Annotated in this window: 16 protein-coding genes; 13 read left to right on the forward strand and 3 right to left on the reverse strand. The window is 59.6% G+C overall.

The genetic code is table 11. The annotated features are described in order from the left end of the window. The first annotated feature begins 177 nt into the window (after nucleotides 1-177). Complete coding sequence (locus IH881_14065; protein ID MCH7868817.1) at nucleotides 178-978, forward strand: PAC2 family protein; 801 nt, start codon at nucleotides 178-180, stop codon at nucleotides 976-978. 47 nt (nucleotides 979-1,025) lie between these two features. On the opposite strand, the gene IH881_14070 is transcribed toward IH881_14065, so the two are convergent. Next, nucleotides 1,026-1,277 (reverse strand): hypothetical protein, encoded by a 252-nt coding sequence (locus tag IH881_14070; protein MCH7868818.1) that lies wholly within the window; start codon nucleotides 1,275-1,277, stop codon nucleotides 1,026-1,028. 718 nt (nucleotides 1,278-1,995) lie between these two features. Here IH881_14070 and IH881_14075 point away from each other — a divergent pair. From IH881_14075 to IH881_14105, 7 genes are read left to right on the forward strand one after another with little or no spacing between them, the layout of a single operon-like run. Then, nucleotides 1,996-2,784 (forward strand): cytochrome c3 family protein, encoded by a 789-nt coding sequence (locus IH881_14075; GenBank protein ID MCH7868819.1) that lies wholly within the window; start codon nucleotides 1,996-1,998, stop codon nucleotides 2,782-2,784. Between the two features lie 9 nt (nucleotides 2,785-2,793). Continuing rightward, nucleotides 2,794-5,886 carry a 4Fe-4S dicluster domain-containing protein gene (locus IH881_14080; GenBank protein MCH7868820.1) on the forward strand — a complete coding sequence of 1,031 codons (3,093 nt, stop codon included), beginning with the start codon at nucleotides 2,794-2,796 and terminating at the stop codon, nucleotides 5,884-5,886. Further along, the gene (gene nrfD / locus IH881_14085) at nucleotides 5,883-7,247 is read left to right on the forward strand and encodes a polysulfide reductase NrfD (protein ID MCH7868821.1); all 1,365 of its coding nucleotides are present in this window, start codon (nucleotides 5,883-5,885) and stop codon (nucleotides 7,245-7,247) included. Before IH881_14080 ends, nrfD begins: the two co-directional genes overlap by 4 nt. Continuing rightward, nucleotides 7,247-7,750 carry a DUF3341 domain-containing protein gene (locus IH881_14090; protein ID MCH7868822.1) on the forward strand — a complete coding sequence of 168 codons (504 nt, stop codon included), beginning with the start codon at nucleotides 7,247-7,249 and terminating at the stop codon, nucleotides 7,748-7,750. The genes nrfD and IH881_14090 overlap by 1 nt, the downstream gene beginning before the upstream one ends. Then, nucleotides 7,740-8,354 (forward strand): cytochrome c, encoded by a 615-nt coding sequence (locus IH881_14095; protein ID MCH7868823.1) that lies wholly within the window; start codon nucleotides 7,740-7,742, stop codon nucleotides 8,352-8,354. Before IH881_14090 ends, IH881_14095 begins: the two co-directional genes overlap by 11 nt. After that, nucleotides 8,351-9,685: a hypothetical protein gene (locus IH881_14100; protein MCH7868824.1), complete on the forward strand. Its 1,335-nt coding sequence runs from the start codon at nucleotides 8,351-8,353 to the stop codon at nucleotides 9,683-9,685. The genes IH881_14095 and IH881_14100 overlap by 4 nt, the downstream gene beginning before the upstream one ends. Nucleotides 9,686-9,712: 27 nt before the next feature. After that, nucleotides 9,713-11,143, forward strand: a complete 1,431-nt coding sequence (locus IH881_14105; protein MCH7868825.1) for a rhomboid family intramembrane serine protease — start codon at nucleotides 9,713-9,715, stop codon at nucleotides 11,141-11,143. 24 nt (nucleotides 11,144-11,167) lie between these two features. Here IH881_14105 and IH881_14110 read toward each other — a convergent pair whose 3' ends face one another. After that, nucleotides 11,168-12,142, reverse strand: a complete 975-nt coding sequence (locus tag IH881_14110) for a hypothetical protein (protein MCH7868826.1) — start codon at nucleotides 12,140-12,142, stop codon at nucleotides 11,168-11,170. Nucleotides 12,143-12,799: 657 nt separating this feature from the next. Beyond that, on the reverse strand, nucleotides 12,800-13,756 hold the full coding sequence (locus IH881_14115; GenBank protein MCH7868827.1) for a cyclase family protein: 957 nt from the start codon (nucleotides 13,754-13,756) through the stop codon (nucleotides 12,800-12,802). Nucleotides 13,757-14,014: 258 nt separating this feature from the next. Between IH881_14115 and IH881_14120 the strand changes: the two genes are divergently transcribed. From IH881_14120 to IH881_14140, 5 genes are all read left to right on the forward strand, one after another. Next, nucleotides 14,015-14,482: a hypothetical protein gene (locus tag IH881_14120; protein MCH7868828.1), complete on the forward strand. Its 468-nt coding sequence runs from the start codon at nucleotides 14,015-14,017 to the stop codon at nucleotides 14,480-14,482. 210 nt (nucleotides 14,483-14,692) lie between these two features. Next, on the forward strand, nucleotides 14,693-15,655 hold the full coding sequence (locus tag IH881_14125) for a diguanylate cyclase (protein MCH7868829.1): 963 nt from the start codon (nucleotides 14,693-14,695) through the stop codon (nucleotides 15,653-15,655). Between the two features lie 156 nt (nucleotides 15,656-15,811). Continuing rightward, a complete protein-coding gene (locus IH881_14130) occupies nucleotides 15,812-16,123 on the forward strand; it encodes an STAS domain-containing protein (GenBank protein MCH7868830.1) in 312 nt (103 codons plus the stop codon). A 92-nt stretch (nucleotides 16,124-16,215) separates the two neighbouring features. Continuing rightward, a complete protein-coding gene (locus IH881_14135) occupies nucleotides 16,216-16,578 on the forward strand; it encodes a response regulator (protein ID MCH7868831.1) in 363 nt (120 codons plus the stop codon). A gap of 5 nt (nucleotides 16,579-16,583) precedes the next feature. Further along, nucleotides 16,584-16,947: Hpt domain-containing protein (locus IH881_14140; GenBank protein ID MCH7868832.1), on the forward strand; the 364-nt coding region annotated here is incomplete at its 3' end.

Below are 16,947 nucleotides of genomic sequence, written 5' to 3' on the forward strand. Positions count from 1 at the left end.
TGTCAAGAAAATTGAGCACGAATCAGGGCATTTGTGTGCTCGAGGGTCGGGGTGTCGCCGAGTGCCGCATGAGTAGGCCATGAGTAGTGGTTGAAAATGATTGCCGACTCGAAAAGCTTTCGATCATCGCAAAGAAATAGCTTGTCGGAACCGGTCCGCGCGTGTCACTGTTGAGGTGTGACCGACCTCGTCAGAATGTTCGTTCGGCCTGCGCTGCAGGGTTCGACTGCCATCTTCGCCTTTGAAGGATGGAACGACGCCGGTGAGTCTGCGACAACCGCGCTCGGCTTCGTCAATGACGCCATCAAGGCGGTTCCACTCGCGGAGGTGGATTCGGAAATCTTCTACGACTTTACCGTGACGCGTCCCGAGGTCGTGATCGAAGCGGATGGCCGTCGTGAGATTCAATGGCCCAGCAATTTGTTTCGCTACGGTATGGCGCTGGACGCCAGCGACGGCACTGGGAACCCCAATGAACTAGTGACCTGTATTGGTGTCGAGCCCCATTTGCGTTGGCGCTGTTTCTACGACTGTATCAACGAGGTCGTAAAAGGCATCGGGGTGCAACGCGTCATCTTGCTCGGATCCTACCTCGCGGACATCGTCTACTCGCAGCCCGTCCAGGTGACCGGCGTGGCCTCCGATTCGACGATTCTCGAGCGCATCGGCGTGCAGACCTCAGACTACGAGGGACCGACCGGCATCCTCGGTGTATTGACGGATCGATTTGATCGCGACGGGTACGATGTCGTGAGCATATGGGCCGGGTTGCCGCACTACATCAATGCCCGGCCCAACCCACGCGGCGCCCTGGCCCTGGTGCAGGTTCTTGGCAATTGCCTCGGGCTGCGTTTCGATCTCGATTCGCTCGAGCGTTCGGCGGCCGAGTTCGAGGAGCGGATCTCCAAGTTGGTGGCGCGGGACCCCGAGCTGAGCGATTACGTAAAACAGCTCAAGCGTCGAGAGTTTGCGCAGTAGCGGGTCTGCAGTGTCAGTTGCAGTACCAGGGGGGCGGCCCCAGCTTCTCAGGACAACTCGATCGATTCTTCGACCAGCATCACTGGGATTCCGTCGTCGACGATGTAGAGAATCTTTCCGTCTTCACGCAACAGACCTTCGTCTACCGGTTTACTGATCGGGTCGCCGCCACGGTTTCGAAGCTCACCCGAACTGATGCGGGTGTTGATCTGTCTGATGATCTCATCGGCCGCGAGGGAAACTCGTTGTTTTGTTTCCGGGCAAACAAGAATTTCGAGCAGTTCTTCACTGACGGGCATGTGGTTTCTCCTGTTGGCAGCGCGTCCAATTTTACAACGTCTACCCCGACCATGAAGACGGGTAGTTCAAATTTCGACGTGCGACAATGAGCTGATGGGCTGCTGTGCCCCTCGCTGAATTCGCTGATCTGGCGTTGCGTCGGGATCGGGTTCCAGGTTCGTCGATCGAAAGCCGAGCAGGATGGGGGAGAGGACCCCCTCAGTAGAACCCCGGTCTCTCAGTTCGGGGATCGCCCCGCCGTTTCGACCCCAATTTCGGTAAATCCCACGACTTCGATTTCCAGAAGCAGCCCGCGCAACGATTCGATGCGCCATCGAAAATGCGAATTGGGCCAATGCCGGTTGACGGCGAACGAGCGAAGTCGTAAAACCCACACGCGGAAAGACGCGAAGTCCGCAAAAGCACTCCTTCGTGCGCAGAATTCAAGACGAAAAATGCGACAAACGCAACGAATTGAAGCACCAAGAAACCACATAGAGACAAAAACCACATAGAGACAAAGAGACAAAGACAGAGCGGTCCGTAGATCGCCGCTCGCAGACTGAAATTCGTGGATGTTCAACTGGGCGTAGCGAGCGGCTCTCTCGCTCGGCCCGTGAGTGCGACGGGTTTCGCGGCAGTCAATGCGGGCGCCCCTGCTTTTCGCAGAGGTCCGAGCATCTCGCTTCGGGACTCACTGTGAAAAGTGGAACTCGGCGGAGGCCAATGGGAACTCGTATGAGCAGGTTTTTTCGGACGCGTCGCCAACGCTTGGGTACCAGTGCAGTGCTCCTGGTCTCCACGATTCTGATCGGCCTGGTGGGGTCGATCGATCTGTCCCCGTTTGGAGTCTCTATTGGAGACTCTTTTCGGGGTAACGTCGCGAGCGCAAGCCACGGCGAGTCCCATGTTGCCAAGAGCGTCTGCGATGCGCACCGGCTCAAGGCCATGAAGGAAGACGATCCCCATCTCGAGATCGAAATCCCGAAAGAGTTCGACAAAAAGTTTCCCACCGCGAAGGCTTGTATTTCTCATGACGCGGCCTGGGATGTCGAAGCGCCCGGCCCGATGCAGCCGATTCCCTTTAGTCACAAACACCACGCGGGCGAATTCAAGATCGACTGCCAGTACTGCCATTCCGAAACCGATCGCTCTCGTACCGCGGGCATGCCCTCGGTCGAAGTGTGCATGGGCTGCCACGGACAGTTTCCCAAGGAATACGATCAGCTCAAGGGCATCGAGATCTTGAAGGAGCACTGGGAAGAGAAAAAGCCGATCGTCTGGCAGCAGATTCATCGCTTGCCCGAATACGTCAAGTTCCGACACAATCGCCACGTCGCGGCGGGGGTCACTTGTCAGAAGTGTCACGGCCCCGTCGAGGAACTCGACAAACTCCACATGGTGCCGGACACCAAGTATTGGCAATACGGCCTGCCCACAGCGAAGTTGGAGATGGGCTGGTGCATCATGTGTCATCGAGAGAACAACCAACAGGCGTCGCAGGACTGCCTGACGTGCCACTACTAGGACCCAAACATGCCCGAACTCGATCGTCGAGATTTTCTAAAACTGCTGGGAGCTTCCACCGGCGCCGTTGCGGGAGCGGGTTGCACCGTTGACCCCATCGAGAAGCTGATCCCGTACGTGATTCAGCCCGAGGAGATCGTCCCGGGAACTTCCACCATCTATTCCTCGACGTGCATGGAGTGTCCCGTCGGGTGTGGTTTGCACGTCACCACCCGTGACGGGCGACCGATCAAGCTCGAAGGACATCCCGATCATCCCATCAACCAGGGTACGTTGTGCGCGCGTGGGCAGGTTGGACTGGGACGCACCTATCACCCGGACCGCTACGAAAGCCCAATGGTCAAGGGCAGCAACGGGTCGACTCCAATCTCCTGGGCCGACGCCCAGGCCAAGGTCGCAAAATCACTCAAAGCTTCACCCAAGGGCACTTGGATTCTCGGCGGCCCCGTGGGCCCCACACTTTCAAAGCTGATGGACGAATGGGTGAGCGCGACTGGCGCAGGAGGCCGGGTCGTCTACGAACCCTTCGCCCACGAATCCCTTCGCTCCGCCACCAAGATGGTGTTTGGACGCCACGTGCTGCCCGAGTTCGACCTCAGCAGCGCGGATCTCGTGCTCGATTTCAGTTCCGACTTTCTCGACCAGGGACTGTCACCCGTCGAACACGCACGACAATTTTCGCAGGCCAAGGATCTGAGCAATCACGGCGGCGCAGTGTTGATCAGCGTTGGGCCGCGGCTCTCGATGACCGCATCCAAAGCGGACAAATGGATCCACAGCACTCCCGGTGGCGAGGGAGCTCTCGCGCTCGCGCTTGCCATGGCGATCTTCCCCAAGAAGAGTTCGGCCCTTGTCGCCAAGAAGGGCGACCTGCGAAGCGTCAAGGATCTCTTCAAGGGTCAGAACACCGGTCAACTGCTCAAGCAAGCCGGAGTAGACCAGCACAGCTTCGACGACCTGGTGGCCCGGCTGCTCGCAGCCGACCACGCTGTGGCCATGCCTCCGGGTGTCTCCGCTACGTCGAGTTCCGGGACCTCGGATGCGGCTGCGGTTCTGCTGTTGAACGTGTTGCTCGGCGGCGAGGGAACGCGTCTCAAGATACCCGCCGAGGACAGCGCCGAGCACAGCGCCCCGTACAGCGAGATCCAGGCGCTGATCGCAGCCATGAAGGCCGGCAAGGTAAACATGCTGCTGATCCACAATTCCAATCCAGTCTATTCGTTGCCGGCGGCATCTGGCTTCGTCGCTGCGTTGGCCAAGGTGGGAACGGTGGTTTCCTTCGCGACGCTCACGGATGAGACTTCAGAGGCGGCGGATCTGGTTCTACCCGACCACGACGCATTCGAGTCCTGGGGCGATGTCTCGCCGCGATCCGGGATTCGAACCCTGATCCAGCCGACGATTCGACCGCTCTTCGATACCCAGGGGCTCGGCGACAGCTTGCTCGCAATTGGTCGCGAAACCGGAGCCAAGCTCGGCGAGGGCAGCTTCCTCGACCGGCTCAAGAGCGCCTGGTCGGGCAGTGACTGGCGGCAAAACCTGGAAAATGGCGGCGTGTACGCACCGGTCGCCCCGGGATCGACGGCGGTTGTGGCAACAGTCTCTCAGATCAAAATTGCGGCACCCGAGCTCAGCGGCAGCGGTGAGTACACGCTCGTCGCCTACCCGCACTCGTTCATCGGCGACGGCAGCGCGGCAACCCTGCCGTGGATGCAAGAAATTCCGGATCCCGTAGCCCGGGCGAGTTGGCTGTCCTGGATCGAGATCAGCGATCGCACCTGCGCGAAGCTCGGTGTGGACTACGGCGAAGTCGTCGAGGTGAAGACGGACGCCGGCAGTATCGCGCTTCCGGTCTATCCCCGGGGCGGCATTCAAGACAACGTGATCGCGATCGCGATCGGTCAGGGCCATACCGTGGGACACTACGCTTCCCTCGCTGGAGACGGCCAGCCGGGTAAGGCACGAGGCGTCAGCGTCATTTCGATTCTGTCCGATGCCACGGACGAAAAGGGCGGTCGCGCCTGGCTCTCCACCAAGGCCAGCGTGTCTGGCCCGGTGGGCTACCAGCGCATTCCCCTCACCCAGTTCACCGACAACCAGCGCGGCCGCAAGTTGGCTCCGACAATCTCGTTGGCGGCGCTCGCAATGGGCGGTGTCCACGGCGACGACCACGGTGTTGTCGCTGCAGCGGGTCATCGCGAAGGTCATCACGAAGGTCACGGTGACGAGCATGGCGCAGCCCACGGGGCCGCAGCGGCTTCTGCTGGCCACGGTGAATCGCACGAAATCATCGCGCTCTACAACACCGAGAACGACGCCCATCCCGACAGCGAGTATCGCTGGGCGATGTCGATCGACAACGACAAGTGCACGGGCTGCGGCGCATGTGTTGCCGCGTGTTACACCGAAAACAGCATTCCGATCGTCGGTGAAGAGGGCATGACCCGGCACCGGGAGATGAGTTGGATCCGCATCGAGCGCTATGTGGACGATGGCGACCGCGAGGATGGATACGAGCGGCGGCCGCATCCGGATCGCGAAGCGCTCGGCAAGACGGACGTTCGCTACGCCCCGATGCTGTGTCAGCACTGTGGCGCCGCTCCTTGCGAGTCGGTTTGCCCGGTGATCGCGACCTACCACACACCAGAAGGTCTGAACGGCATGGTGTACAACCGCTGCGTGGGCACCCGGTACTGCGCCAACAACTGCACCTACAAGGTTCGCCGCTTCAACTACTTCGACTACAGCCAGGAGTGTTGGCCCGGCAACATGAACCTGATGCTCAACCCCGACGTCACGGTGCGCCAGCAGGGAGTGATGGAGAAGTGCACTTTCTGCGTGCAGCGCATCGTCACGGCCCAGCAGACGGCCAAGGACGAAAACAGGCCGATCGCCGACGGCGAAGTGGTAACGGCATGCCAGCAATCGTGTCCAAGTCAGGCAATTCAGTTCGGCAATGCCAAGGATCGGAAGAGCAAGGTGGTCGTCACTTCGAGCGATGAGAAGCGCGCGTACCACTCACTGCATGTGTTGAATACGCGACCGGCGATTACCTATTTGAAACAGGTCGATCGCGCTGATGACGAGAGGTCCCACGGATGACTCCTCCTGCCACCGCAGCTCCTGCGATGAGCCCGAACGCGGTCCCTCAGGACTCCCAGGCCAACATCGACATTCTGTCGGTGATCACCCGGGGTGCTTCATTGCCGTGGTTCTTGATCCTGGGCCTGGCGTTGCTGGGCGTTGGCCAGGCAGTCGCCATGCTCGCCTATCAGACCTACGTCGGGTTGGGGATCGCGGGCTATCAAGCGCCGGTCTTTTGGGCCGTCTACATCGTGCTCTTCGTGTTCTGGATCGGCATCGGCCACGCAGGCACGCTGATCTCGGCAATCCTCTTCCTGTTTCGCGCCAAGTGGCGAAACGCGATCAACCGCAGCGCCGAGGCGATGACGGTCTTCGCGGTCCTCACCGCTGCGCTGTTTCCACTGATCCACATCGGGCGACTTTGGAAGTTCTACTTCCTCATTCCGTACCCGAACCAGCGCGGATTATGGGTGAATTTCAAGAGCCCGCTCGTCTGGGATGTGTTTGCCGTCAACACCTACATGACGATTTCGATTGTCTTTTTCTACGTGGGTTTGATTCCCGACTTCGCGATCGCACGCGATCGCACCACGGGCATTCGCAAATTCGTTTACTCCATCCTCTCGCTGGGCTGGCAGGGAAAGTCGAGCCAGTGGAAGGCCCATAACCGCACTGTGCTTCACCTTTCGGGCCTGGCGACGCCGCTGGTGCTTTCGGTGCACTCGGTGATTTCATGGGACTTCGCGATGTCCATCGTACCCGGCTGGCACACCACGATCTTCGCCCCGTACTTCGTGGCAGGCGCGGTCTTCGGCGGCTTCGCCATGGTGTTGGTGGTGATGATTCCGGTGCGGCGGATCTACGGACTCGAGGAGTACATCACCGACTATCACCTGGACAACATGTCCAGGTTCATCCTGTTGACCTCGACGATCTGCGGGTACGCCTATGCGATGGAGTACTTCATTGCCTGGTACAGCGGCGTAGAATTTGAACAGACTTCGTTCTGGCTGCGCGCCTTCGGGCCTTATTGGTTCTCGACCTGGTGCATGATCATCTTCAACGCGGTGCTCCCGCAGTTGTTGTGGTTCAAGAAGTTGCGGACAAATGTCCCATTCCTGTTCGTGCTCTGCGTCTTGATCAACATTGGCATGTGGTTCGAGCGATACGTGATCATCATTTCGTCGCTATCCCGCGAATATGTTCCTGCGGCCTGGGGTCTGTACATCCCGAGCTTCGCCGAGCTTTCGATCCTGACCGGTAGCTTCTGCTGGTTCAGCATGTTCTTCATTCTCTTCTTGAAGGGCGGTCCGATCATCGCAATTTACGAAATCAAGGAGCTCATCATTCACGAGAAGGCTCACGGAGGAGCGCACTGATGCCGACGTTAGTGAGCATCTTCGACCGACCCGACGACGTGGTCACTGTGATCACGAAATTGAAGAAGCGCGGCTTCGACGATCTCGAGACCTACACCCCCGCGCCCTTCCCGGAGATCGATGACGCACTCGATGTAAGACCCAGTCTGGTCCGATGGTTTACCCTGATCGGCTGTCTCACTGGCGTGGTCACAGGCTTCGCGATGCAGATCTGGATGAGTCTCGATTGGCAGGTGAAGATTGCCGGCAAGGCATTCGCCTCGATCCCACCCTATGTGATCATCGGCTTTGAGCTCACGATCCTGTTCGGCGGGCTCCTGACCTTCGTTGGAATGTTGCTCGCCGGTGGGCTCTACCCTCGCTTCACCATGGACAAGCACTATAGCCCGCGATTTTCCGCGGAAGAATTCGGTGTGGTGGTGAATTGCGGGGAACGGGACGTCGCCGAAGTGGATGCGCTGCTGCGAGCCCAGTCGGCCAAGGAGGTGACCCTTGTCGAGTGAGATGCAGACAAGTAGTAGACGGCGATCGCGCGGGAACGGATCCGGTCTTCGACTGGGATTCATCTTCCTGGTGTTGCCGCTTTCCTTCGGCTGCTGGGAGCAGGTCGACGACGGCCATTGGTTTCCGCAGATGAAGCGGCAAATCACGGTGCAGGCCTTTGAAGAAAATACCCACCCTGGTCAAATCGTAGGGTTCTCTCCACCCGAAGGCACGGTTCCCCTGGGATGGGGTGCGGTCCCGGATCTCGCCAGCATGACCATGGCGGAGCAAGACAAACTACCCAATACGGTTCCCGCGACCCTGCAGTCCCTGAAGCGCGGCGAAGTGTTGTTCCACCAGTACTGCGAGACGTGCCACGGACCAGAAGGCTTGGGCGACGGCCCCTTGGCGGGTCCGCCCTTCGGCACGGACGGGCCTTTCGGCATGGTTCTCCCCGTAGGTGGGCCGACGAGCATGGCCAAACTCTTCAGCGACGGTCATATCTACACCACGATCTCCAACGGTCGCGGACGCATGCCCAATTACAATCGGATCCCGCCCCATGAACGTTGGGATCTCGTCAACTTCCTGCGCGACCTGAATGGTCAGGGAGGCCGCTCGTGAGTTCCGCCGCAAAAGAACTGGAAGTCGCCTATTCGCGGAGTCTGCCCCAGCCCCTGACCTCGATCTGCGCGTTCCTGGCGCTGGTCGGAGTCATTGCATTCGTCGTCGCGCTGGCGACCGATCCGCAGGTGGCCTGGCTCGCGTATCACGCAAACTTCATCTACTTCCTCGCGCTGTCCCTGGGTGGGTTGGCCTTTGCCGCCATCATGGTGGTGGTGAGTGCCAACTGGCCCGGCCCGCTGCGTCGCATGTTCGAAGCACTGGCGGCCTGGGTGCCGATCTCCTTCGTCCTCGCCTGCATCGGCTACTTTGGTGGGGACTACCTCTTCGAGTGGAAGCGCGAAGGTGCAGTTCACGGCAAGGAGGTTTGGCTCAACACGACCCGGGTTTATGGAACGGACCTGTTCATTCTGGGTGTACTCGCCCTGTCGACGGTGTGGTTCCTCAAGGTTTCGAACCGCCCCATGCTCAAGGGCCTCGCCGACAATCTCGACGGTAAGGCCACGGGCTTTGCCCAGAACATGGCCAAGAGATGGACTGCCAACTGGAAGGGTGATGTCGAAGAGCGTGATGCAGCCTTCGCGTTGCTATCGAAGCGTGCGGCACCGCTTCTATTCTTCTACGCATTTGGTTTTTCGTTTTTCATATTCGATCAAGTGATGTCCATGGAGCAGACCTGGTTCTCGACCCTGTTCGGCGCCTATGTGACCTGGGGAGGTATTCTCTCGGCGGTCGCGGCGGTTGCGCTCTGTTGCACGTTCTACAAGAGTGCTCCGGGCTTCGAGGGGTTGATCACCGAGGATCGGATGCACGACATCGGCAAACTGATGTTCGCCTTCTCGATCTTCTGGATGTACCTCTTCTGGTCGCAGTACCTGGTGATCTGGTACGGCAACCTTCCGGAAGAGACCCAGTTCTTCATGGATCGCCTGGGCAATCAGTTCGTGATCGACAAGGGCGCCGTCAGCGCGGCGTCCTGGGCCAAGGCGTGGTCGAGTTGGGACTTCGATTGGACACGACTGAACAACGCCTATGGCTGGACCGCGATGACGACCTGGGCCTGTCTCTGGATCATTCCGTTCTGGGTTCTTTTGAGTCAAGTGGCCAAGAAGACCACTTGGGTTCTCGGTCCTGTTGCCGCGATCGTTCTGTTCGGCTTCTGGCTCGAACGCAACCTGCTGATATGGCCTTCGGTCATCAAGAACGACAGCACTTCGTACCTCGGCATGTACCAGATCCTGATCGCCCTCGGATTCTTTGGCGCGTACGGTTTCGTGTTCCTGGTCTACACGAGGGTATTTCCGACGATCGCGGTCGCCAAGAAGGACTGACTCGATCGCGAAGGCGATATTCGAAGCGTGAGTTCTGAAACTCTCACCGACGACGGAACTCCAGACCGCGTGGCTGATGAGGAGCGAGTTGCGCTGTCTCGCCGCGGAATGGAATTCATTTTGGGCGAGGACGCCCTTCGCCTTCCTGCTCCGCGGAGTTGGCTGCACTCCAAGACAATTCCGTATCGCGACATCACGCACTTTGCCGCGACGCGATACGGTTTCTGGCTGGGAACCCGCAAGGACATCATGTCGTTTCGCCGCGGCCGCTTTCGCGACGACGACGGTCCCGAGCGCCTGACAGAATGCCTTTCTCGAGCGATCGCTCGGCAACCCTTCGGATTGGAACAACTCGCCCGAGTTTCCCAGGTGCATGGCTTTGCCCGCCGACCGGCGCCCCAGAGAGTCGCGCGCTGGTTCTCGTTCTTCTGCATCGTGGTCTATTTGGTGCAGTATCGAGACCCGTTCGTCGAACAAATTGCTGCGTTGAATCCGCTTCTCATAGACGCGGGCCAGTTTTGGCGCATTGTGAGTGCCAACTTTTTGCACGGAGTATCGACCGTTCCCCTGCACCTCATCTTGAATCTGCTTGGCCTGCTGGGTTTGTCGCTGCTTGTCGAGCGACCCCTGGGCCCGCTCCGCACCGGGGTCGTGATGGGCGCATCAGGGTTCGTGGCCATGCTGTCGAGCTATGCCGCCAGCCAGAACCCCGTGATGGGGGCGTCGGGCATTGTGATGGGGTTGGCCGGAGCGGCGCTGTGTCTCGAATTGAATCACAGTGATCGGCTTCCCGTCTGGTGGCGCGTGCCGCGCAGACCGTTTATCGCCCTGCTGTTGATGGAGGGCTTCACGGGCTTCACACTTCCCTTTGTCGCGGGCGAAGCACATCTGGGAGGTTTTGTCGCGGGCTACTGCACGACTCGTCTCTTAGCCGGAAAGGCCGTGATGTTGCACCCGGCAGGACCTTGGGTTCGGCGCTTCGCCTGGGGGATTGCCGGGCTGACGGCGCTTGCTTTGGTGAACGTGGGGACGCTGGTACTGCGTGAGTCGCACGCTCTCGAGGATTATGCATGGCAATTGCTGGCGGTATCGGAAATGGGTGCCAGCAGCGATAACGAGATCGCCTGGCGCATGGCGACCGAGAGTGACGCCAACGCGGAGCAACTGCTGGCGGCCCTGGAACTCGCCGAGCGTGCGGCCGACCGCACGGAGTACAGTGATCCGACCATTCTCGACACCTTGGCCGAAGTATTATTCGTGCGTGGCGACCGCGATGGCGCGCTGCGGATCATCGACGAAGCCATTCGCATTACCCGGGGAGAGGACTACTACGTCCAACAACGCCGTCGCTATGTCGGAGAGCGCGCATTCGACGATCGCCCAGCGCCACCGCTTCCCTGGCACCTGCGCGCACGAGAGTTGCTGGACGAACTCGATCCAGAGGGCATCCTGATCTGAAGAATGATCCCGGTCGAGACCGGATCATGGACGACGTGTCTTGACCTCTTCGCCGTCCGCCGCGATGACGATGTCGCCGCTGTAGGTCTTTCTCACAGTGCTCGACACCTCGAAGTCATAGAACGGTGGCGGGCGCATTCTGTACAAGACCAGGGTGCCGACCTTGGCCCGCTCCGCGATGCCGCCCACGTCGATCAGGGCGGTGTGAAGTGCGGCTTCGAGTCGCAGCAACTCGGGGTCGATCGTGATGCCGGCTTCTTCGGCAGTGTCGGCATCGGGAATGATCGTCGCTTCGTGGAAGAGCACATCGGCGCCCATGGCGGTTTCGATCACCGCCTCCGCTGCCCAGCCCGCGCCAGCGACCACAATCGAGCGCCCATTGCGTTCGAAGCGCCAGGCCAGGGCGGGGAGGGGTCCGCCGGGCAGGTCGCTGGCGAGAATGACGAGGTCGTCGAGTTCTGCTGTCCAGCCGGGGTCCACGTCGAAGCCTGTGAGCATGGCTCCCTCGAGCGGAAGTCCGCGACCGCGGGCCTCGGCTTCAACACCGATTCGATGGGTCTGCATCAACGATTCGCACAGCGCCGCAGTTCCAGGAGGGCCGTATACCCGGAGCGGCTGCTGCCGGGGCTGACGCCACCCGGTGAGCAGGAGATCGTCCAGCCCCACCGTGTTTTCCGGCAGCAGGTTGGTCAGCAGCACCGCCTCGGGCTGGGCGAGGGGGATCGATGCGGAACGCAACGCCTCGGCGACGCCTCGCCCGGCATCGACGAGTAGCAGACGTTCTTCCCAGCCGATGGCAATGGCGGGACCCATGCGTTCGGGGTTCTCGAACCCGTTGCCGCTCCCGACCACCACCGCGTCGAGGTTGCCTGAGTACCGGTTGTCGATCGGAGCGACCAGATTGCCGATCTCAGCGGCTCGATAGATCACGCAGGTCGACGCCCAACTCACGGCCATCACGGCCGAGAGCATCGCATAGAGGACGAGTCGGGCGTTCATGCGCTGCGACTCGTGGCAACCCGGCGCAGGCGGGGTCTGTTCAACGGGCTGCTGCGAGTAACACGACGTTCCACACAAATTCCCCTTACTGAGTGTTGGTTTGGCATGCCAGGGCGGTGACGGGTGCGCCGGACTTGTCGACGCTAGGCGGCGCCCGAGTCTAGCCTCGATTCTCGAAGTGGGCCGATGATTGTGCTCTGGATGCAAGTCTCAGTGGACCGGCTCTCGCGTCTCCGATACGTTGGGAGCAGGGGATCTCACTCATCCCCGAGTCTCTTGGTGAACGCGCGGTCTGGGTTTCGCGATCGGGACTTGGCGTTGTCGCGGGGAGGCGGCCCGTAGGGGTAGGAGCGGCGCCCACCCTGGAAAGCGGGAGTCGGATGCGGGGTACTGGGCCCTGCTGGACATTTCTATGCCGGGACAAGGGGGTATCAAGTGAAATGTAGCGATTCTACGGCGAGTGAGGTGGCGGCGTTCTGAACGCAAGCCGAACATCAATCGTCAAGAAGATTCGGTGTTGTGGGGGAATGCAAGGTTTCCCAGCGCCACCGGCCCTGGGAGCGCGGACGCCGTAGCCGCTTTCCAGAGGGTCTATCGATCCGCTCCCAGGGATTCTTGGTACCCCTTGTTCTGGTCGTGCTCGCCCCGCGGCTTCGTTTACTTGATGGCCAGAGGATTGATCGGAGATCCCACGGCCCCCGTGATCGGCAGCGGCGCGGCCGTAAACAGGAACGAATAGTTGCCGTCCCTGGCGCAGGCCTCCGCGAGATCGTCCAGCTGGAAGATCTCGCCAAAGGTTATCCCGGTATTTCGAATGCACACCATGTGGAGCGGTTGAAAGCAATCGGCCGTTTCGTTGGGTCTGACTTCGACACCCCAGGTATCGGTCGCGACCGCGGCAATCTCGCGTTCATAGAGCCAACGTGCGCAATAGAGCGAAAGGCCCGGCGCCGGGCCCGCGCAGTAGCCATGCCAGGACTTCTGTTCGAGGCAACGGGTCATCATGCCGGTTCGCACGAGCAAGATGTCGCCGGACTCGATCGTCACGCCTAGCTCTTCCGCGCAGGCGTCGAGATCTTCGGGCATGATGGCGGTACCGTCGTCGAGCCAACGGCAGCCGCGAACGAGAGGCAGATCGAGTAGCACGCCACGTCCGACCACATCCGCTTTGAGTCGATCGATCGAATTGGCTTCTGCCCCTCGACTCGTCACCAGGCGAATATCTCGACCGTTGTACATCAACCCGTCGTAGTAGATGTGGGACAGGGCATCCCATTGGGTGCCGCACTGGAGGGGCATTGAAATGGCGTCGTCGGCGTAGCGAAAGCCGCCGGGGAAATGATCTTGTGCGCCCGTTAGAGCGTCGCCGCCATCCGCCAACATGACGTGGATCGGGTTGTATCGTCCGCCGACACCGGTCTGGGGGCCGTGCTCATCGAACGGCAGAGCGCACGACGTGACACGTCCCGTGCGGGGGATCGAGCACGCGTTCAAGATCCGACCCGGAGTAATGAAATTGAGCGTGCCCCGTTCGTCGTCGTCTCCCCAGCGCCCCCAGTTCGAATAGCGCTCACCCCATTCGCGCACCGTTTTCGCGTCGAGCACAGGCCTCATTGGTTCAATTCCTCGCAGGGCGCGCGCGGCGGCTCAGCCATTTCCGACAGGCGAGACGGGCCAAAGGGTGCGGGAATCGTTTCCACAATCGTATGAACAACAGCCATTCCGCAATGCTAACCAAAGGGTCGCAGCCTCGCAGGGAAGTCCTCCGGTCTGCGTATGTTGAAGCGCTATGCTAGGAGTAATTGCTCTGGCACCGTGCGCTATGCGCAAGCCGAGTTGCGCATAGCGATCACATCTCGAGGGGCTTGGCGAATGGACCCGAAAGTCATCTATTGGACGTGTGCATTCTTCAATATGGGACTGGTGGTTGGATCCGCGTTTTATGGGCTGGCACAGCTCAGAGCCGGCAATCCAAGCCGACACCGTGCGATGATGATCACTGCCACTTGCCTGGTGCTCGGATTCATCGCCTCCTACGGGTTGAAACTCTACTTCCTCGGTCGCGAAGATCTCTCCGTTTGGAGCAGCAACGCCGTCTGGGTTTTGCGCTTTCACGAAACATGCGTGTTCTCCATGGTGGTCGGAGGAGGTCTCGGTCTGCGCTGGAGCAGACAGCTGCGGATGACGCGATCGTTTACGCTGGACCCCGCTGACCCTTTGGCGGATCGCGTCATCGCGCACCGCCATCACCGCGCAGGTCAGGTGGCCCTCACCGCTGCATTATTGGGCTTCATCTCGGCGGGATTCGTGCTCGCCGGTATGTATGCCCGGATGGGTTGACGGCCGAGAATCGCTACAGGCCTGGGTGCGGTAAGCAAAGAGAATCGCCGGGCTTTTTTGATTCGCACGCACTACCCACCCGAACCCTCGCTGGCACCTCATGGATGGAGAACGCACTGCCGAGGATTCACCTCGTGGCACGCGCTTCGGTTCGTGTCCCCCACGCAACCTTGCCCCGTCTATACGGCAGCGCAGTCGAAGCTGGATGACATGATGTTCGAGTCAGTGCGAGCGCATACAGGTGTCGAAGGATTGAGTGTCGGCGCCGTCGATCAGCACGCTAAGAGTCGTCTGGTCCTGCTGGTCGAACCCTCCCTGAGTCAACGCTACTTGATGCGAGCCCTTTTTGAGGCACGGGGCTATCGCGTCGTGTCGGCAGGAACGGCCGCTGAAGCGGACATGAAGATTCGCGCCAACGTTCCGTGCCTGGCGCTGGTCTCCTGGGAGCTACCAGATGCCTCGGCTTTTTCTCTGATTCAAAGCTGGCGTCGCGATCCGATCACGTCGCGCTGCTCGGCTTTCATGATGAACGCTCGGCGTGACCCAAGTCGGGCTTTTCGCGCCCGTTCCGCCGGTGCCGTCGATCTGATCCAAAGACCGAACACCGCCAAAGCGATCAAAGACTTCTTTGAGCGATCGGGTGAGTTGTTGGCGGCGTCTGAACGAACCAGCTCGGTGACTGGTCGCGATAGGACCTGGCGATCTGCCGCTCCGCGCATGGATCGAACGGTTTTGATGCAGAGAATTCGATTGGAACTCGCCGATGCGAAGAGCTCGGGTCAACCCTTGAGTCTGGGTCTAGTTAGTCTCGAGAATCTCACCGACATCAAGATAGAACACGGTCGTGCGTTCGCACTGGAGATCATGGCGGACGTGGAGTCGCATCTACTGCAAGGTCTGCGCGCCTGTGATCTCGTAGCCCGTCATACGGGCTCAGAAATGGCTCTGCTCTTTCCGTATACCGATCACTCGGGTGCAGTGACTGCGCTGGGACGCATATGTGCGTCTGTTGGATTCCGTCGCCACGGGCCCAGGAATATCTCATGCGATCTGGGGATAACCACTGGAGTTGCCACCGAGGAAAAGGGTGAGTCGAACCCAATCGATCTCATCAGAGCCTCGGTCGCCGCTCTGGGGGGCCATCGCAGCCGAATCGGATCTCAGAACTCGTGACCCTGGCTCTTTGGCGGACAACCCTGGGGACGCGATCTCGAGATACGTTCATCGTCGGTTCTTAGGGTCAAGGTATTCCCACAACAGCCGAAATATCAATCTGTGTGAGATGTTTCTCGACTCGGGTGGAGTCCATTCACTGCGCACGAAGACGACATGGCAGACGACAGCATATCGACGCTGATCTGGTCTGGAAATCTGGACATTTCCCAGGCGAGTTCCGTCCATGACGAACTCATGAGCGCGCTCGATCTGCGCTTACCCATTCAGCTCGACGCGAACGGTGTAAATCGCATAGACACCTCGATTGCCCAGCTGCTCAGCGCCTTTTTCAAGGAGGCGCGGGAGCAGGACATCGAAGTCAGCTGGAAGTCGACATCCGATTCTTTGAAAAACATTGCGCGAGTTCTCGATCTGGAGTCGGAACTCGAGCTCGTCGAAGGCTCACCCGGAGCCGAGGAAAGCTGAATGAACAAAACGAAGATCGGGAGAGAATCTACTGCTGATCTGCGGGCATCCGAATGGACGCTAGGCACACCGAATTCGACTGCGAGGGGAAAATGGCAAATGTATTGATCGTTGATGACTCAATTTCGATGAGAAAATTGGTTCAAGGAACCCTTGTCGAAGCCGGGCATTGCGTTGTCGAGGCCGAGGACGGAGTTGACGGCTTGGCCAAGGCCAAGCAGTCGCCGATCGATCTCGTAATCACGGACATCAACATGCCCAACATGGATGGTCTCGAGTTGCTCGGCGAACTTCGCAAACTCAGTGATTTTAAATTCACTCCGATTCTTGTTTTGACGACGGAAATGGACCCAGAGAAGAAGAAGATTGCCAAGGAGCGGGGAGCCACGGGCTGGCTCGTGAAGCCATTCAATCCAGATCAGCTGATATCCACGATCAAGAAGGTCCTGGACTAAAAAGCATGTCGGATTCTGGCAACGATCTGCGAGCCCAGCTGGTCGGATTCTTCTTTGAAGAGGCGACTGAAGGCATTGAAGTCATTGAGGCGGGGCTCGTTGAACTCGACCTCGATGATCCCGACGAAGAAACGATCAACTCGATCTTCCGTGCGATGCATTCGATCAAGGGTGCAAGTGGATCCTTTGGGTTCACGGACATTTCGAACTTCGCGCATCGCGCTGAAACCCTGCTCGACGAAATCCGCGACGGCTCTCGCGCGTTAAACCAGGACGTTGTCGATCTTCTTCTGAAGGCTACAGATGGTGTGGGGGCCATGGTCCAGGCCATTCAAGACGAAGTCGAAGTGGACAGCCAAGTGGTCGATG

This window comes from Myxococcales bacterium, assembly GCA_022563535.1.
GTDB lineage: Bacteria > Myxococcota_A > UBA9160 > UBA9160 > UBA4427 > DUBZ01.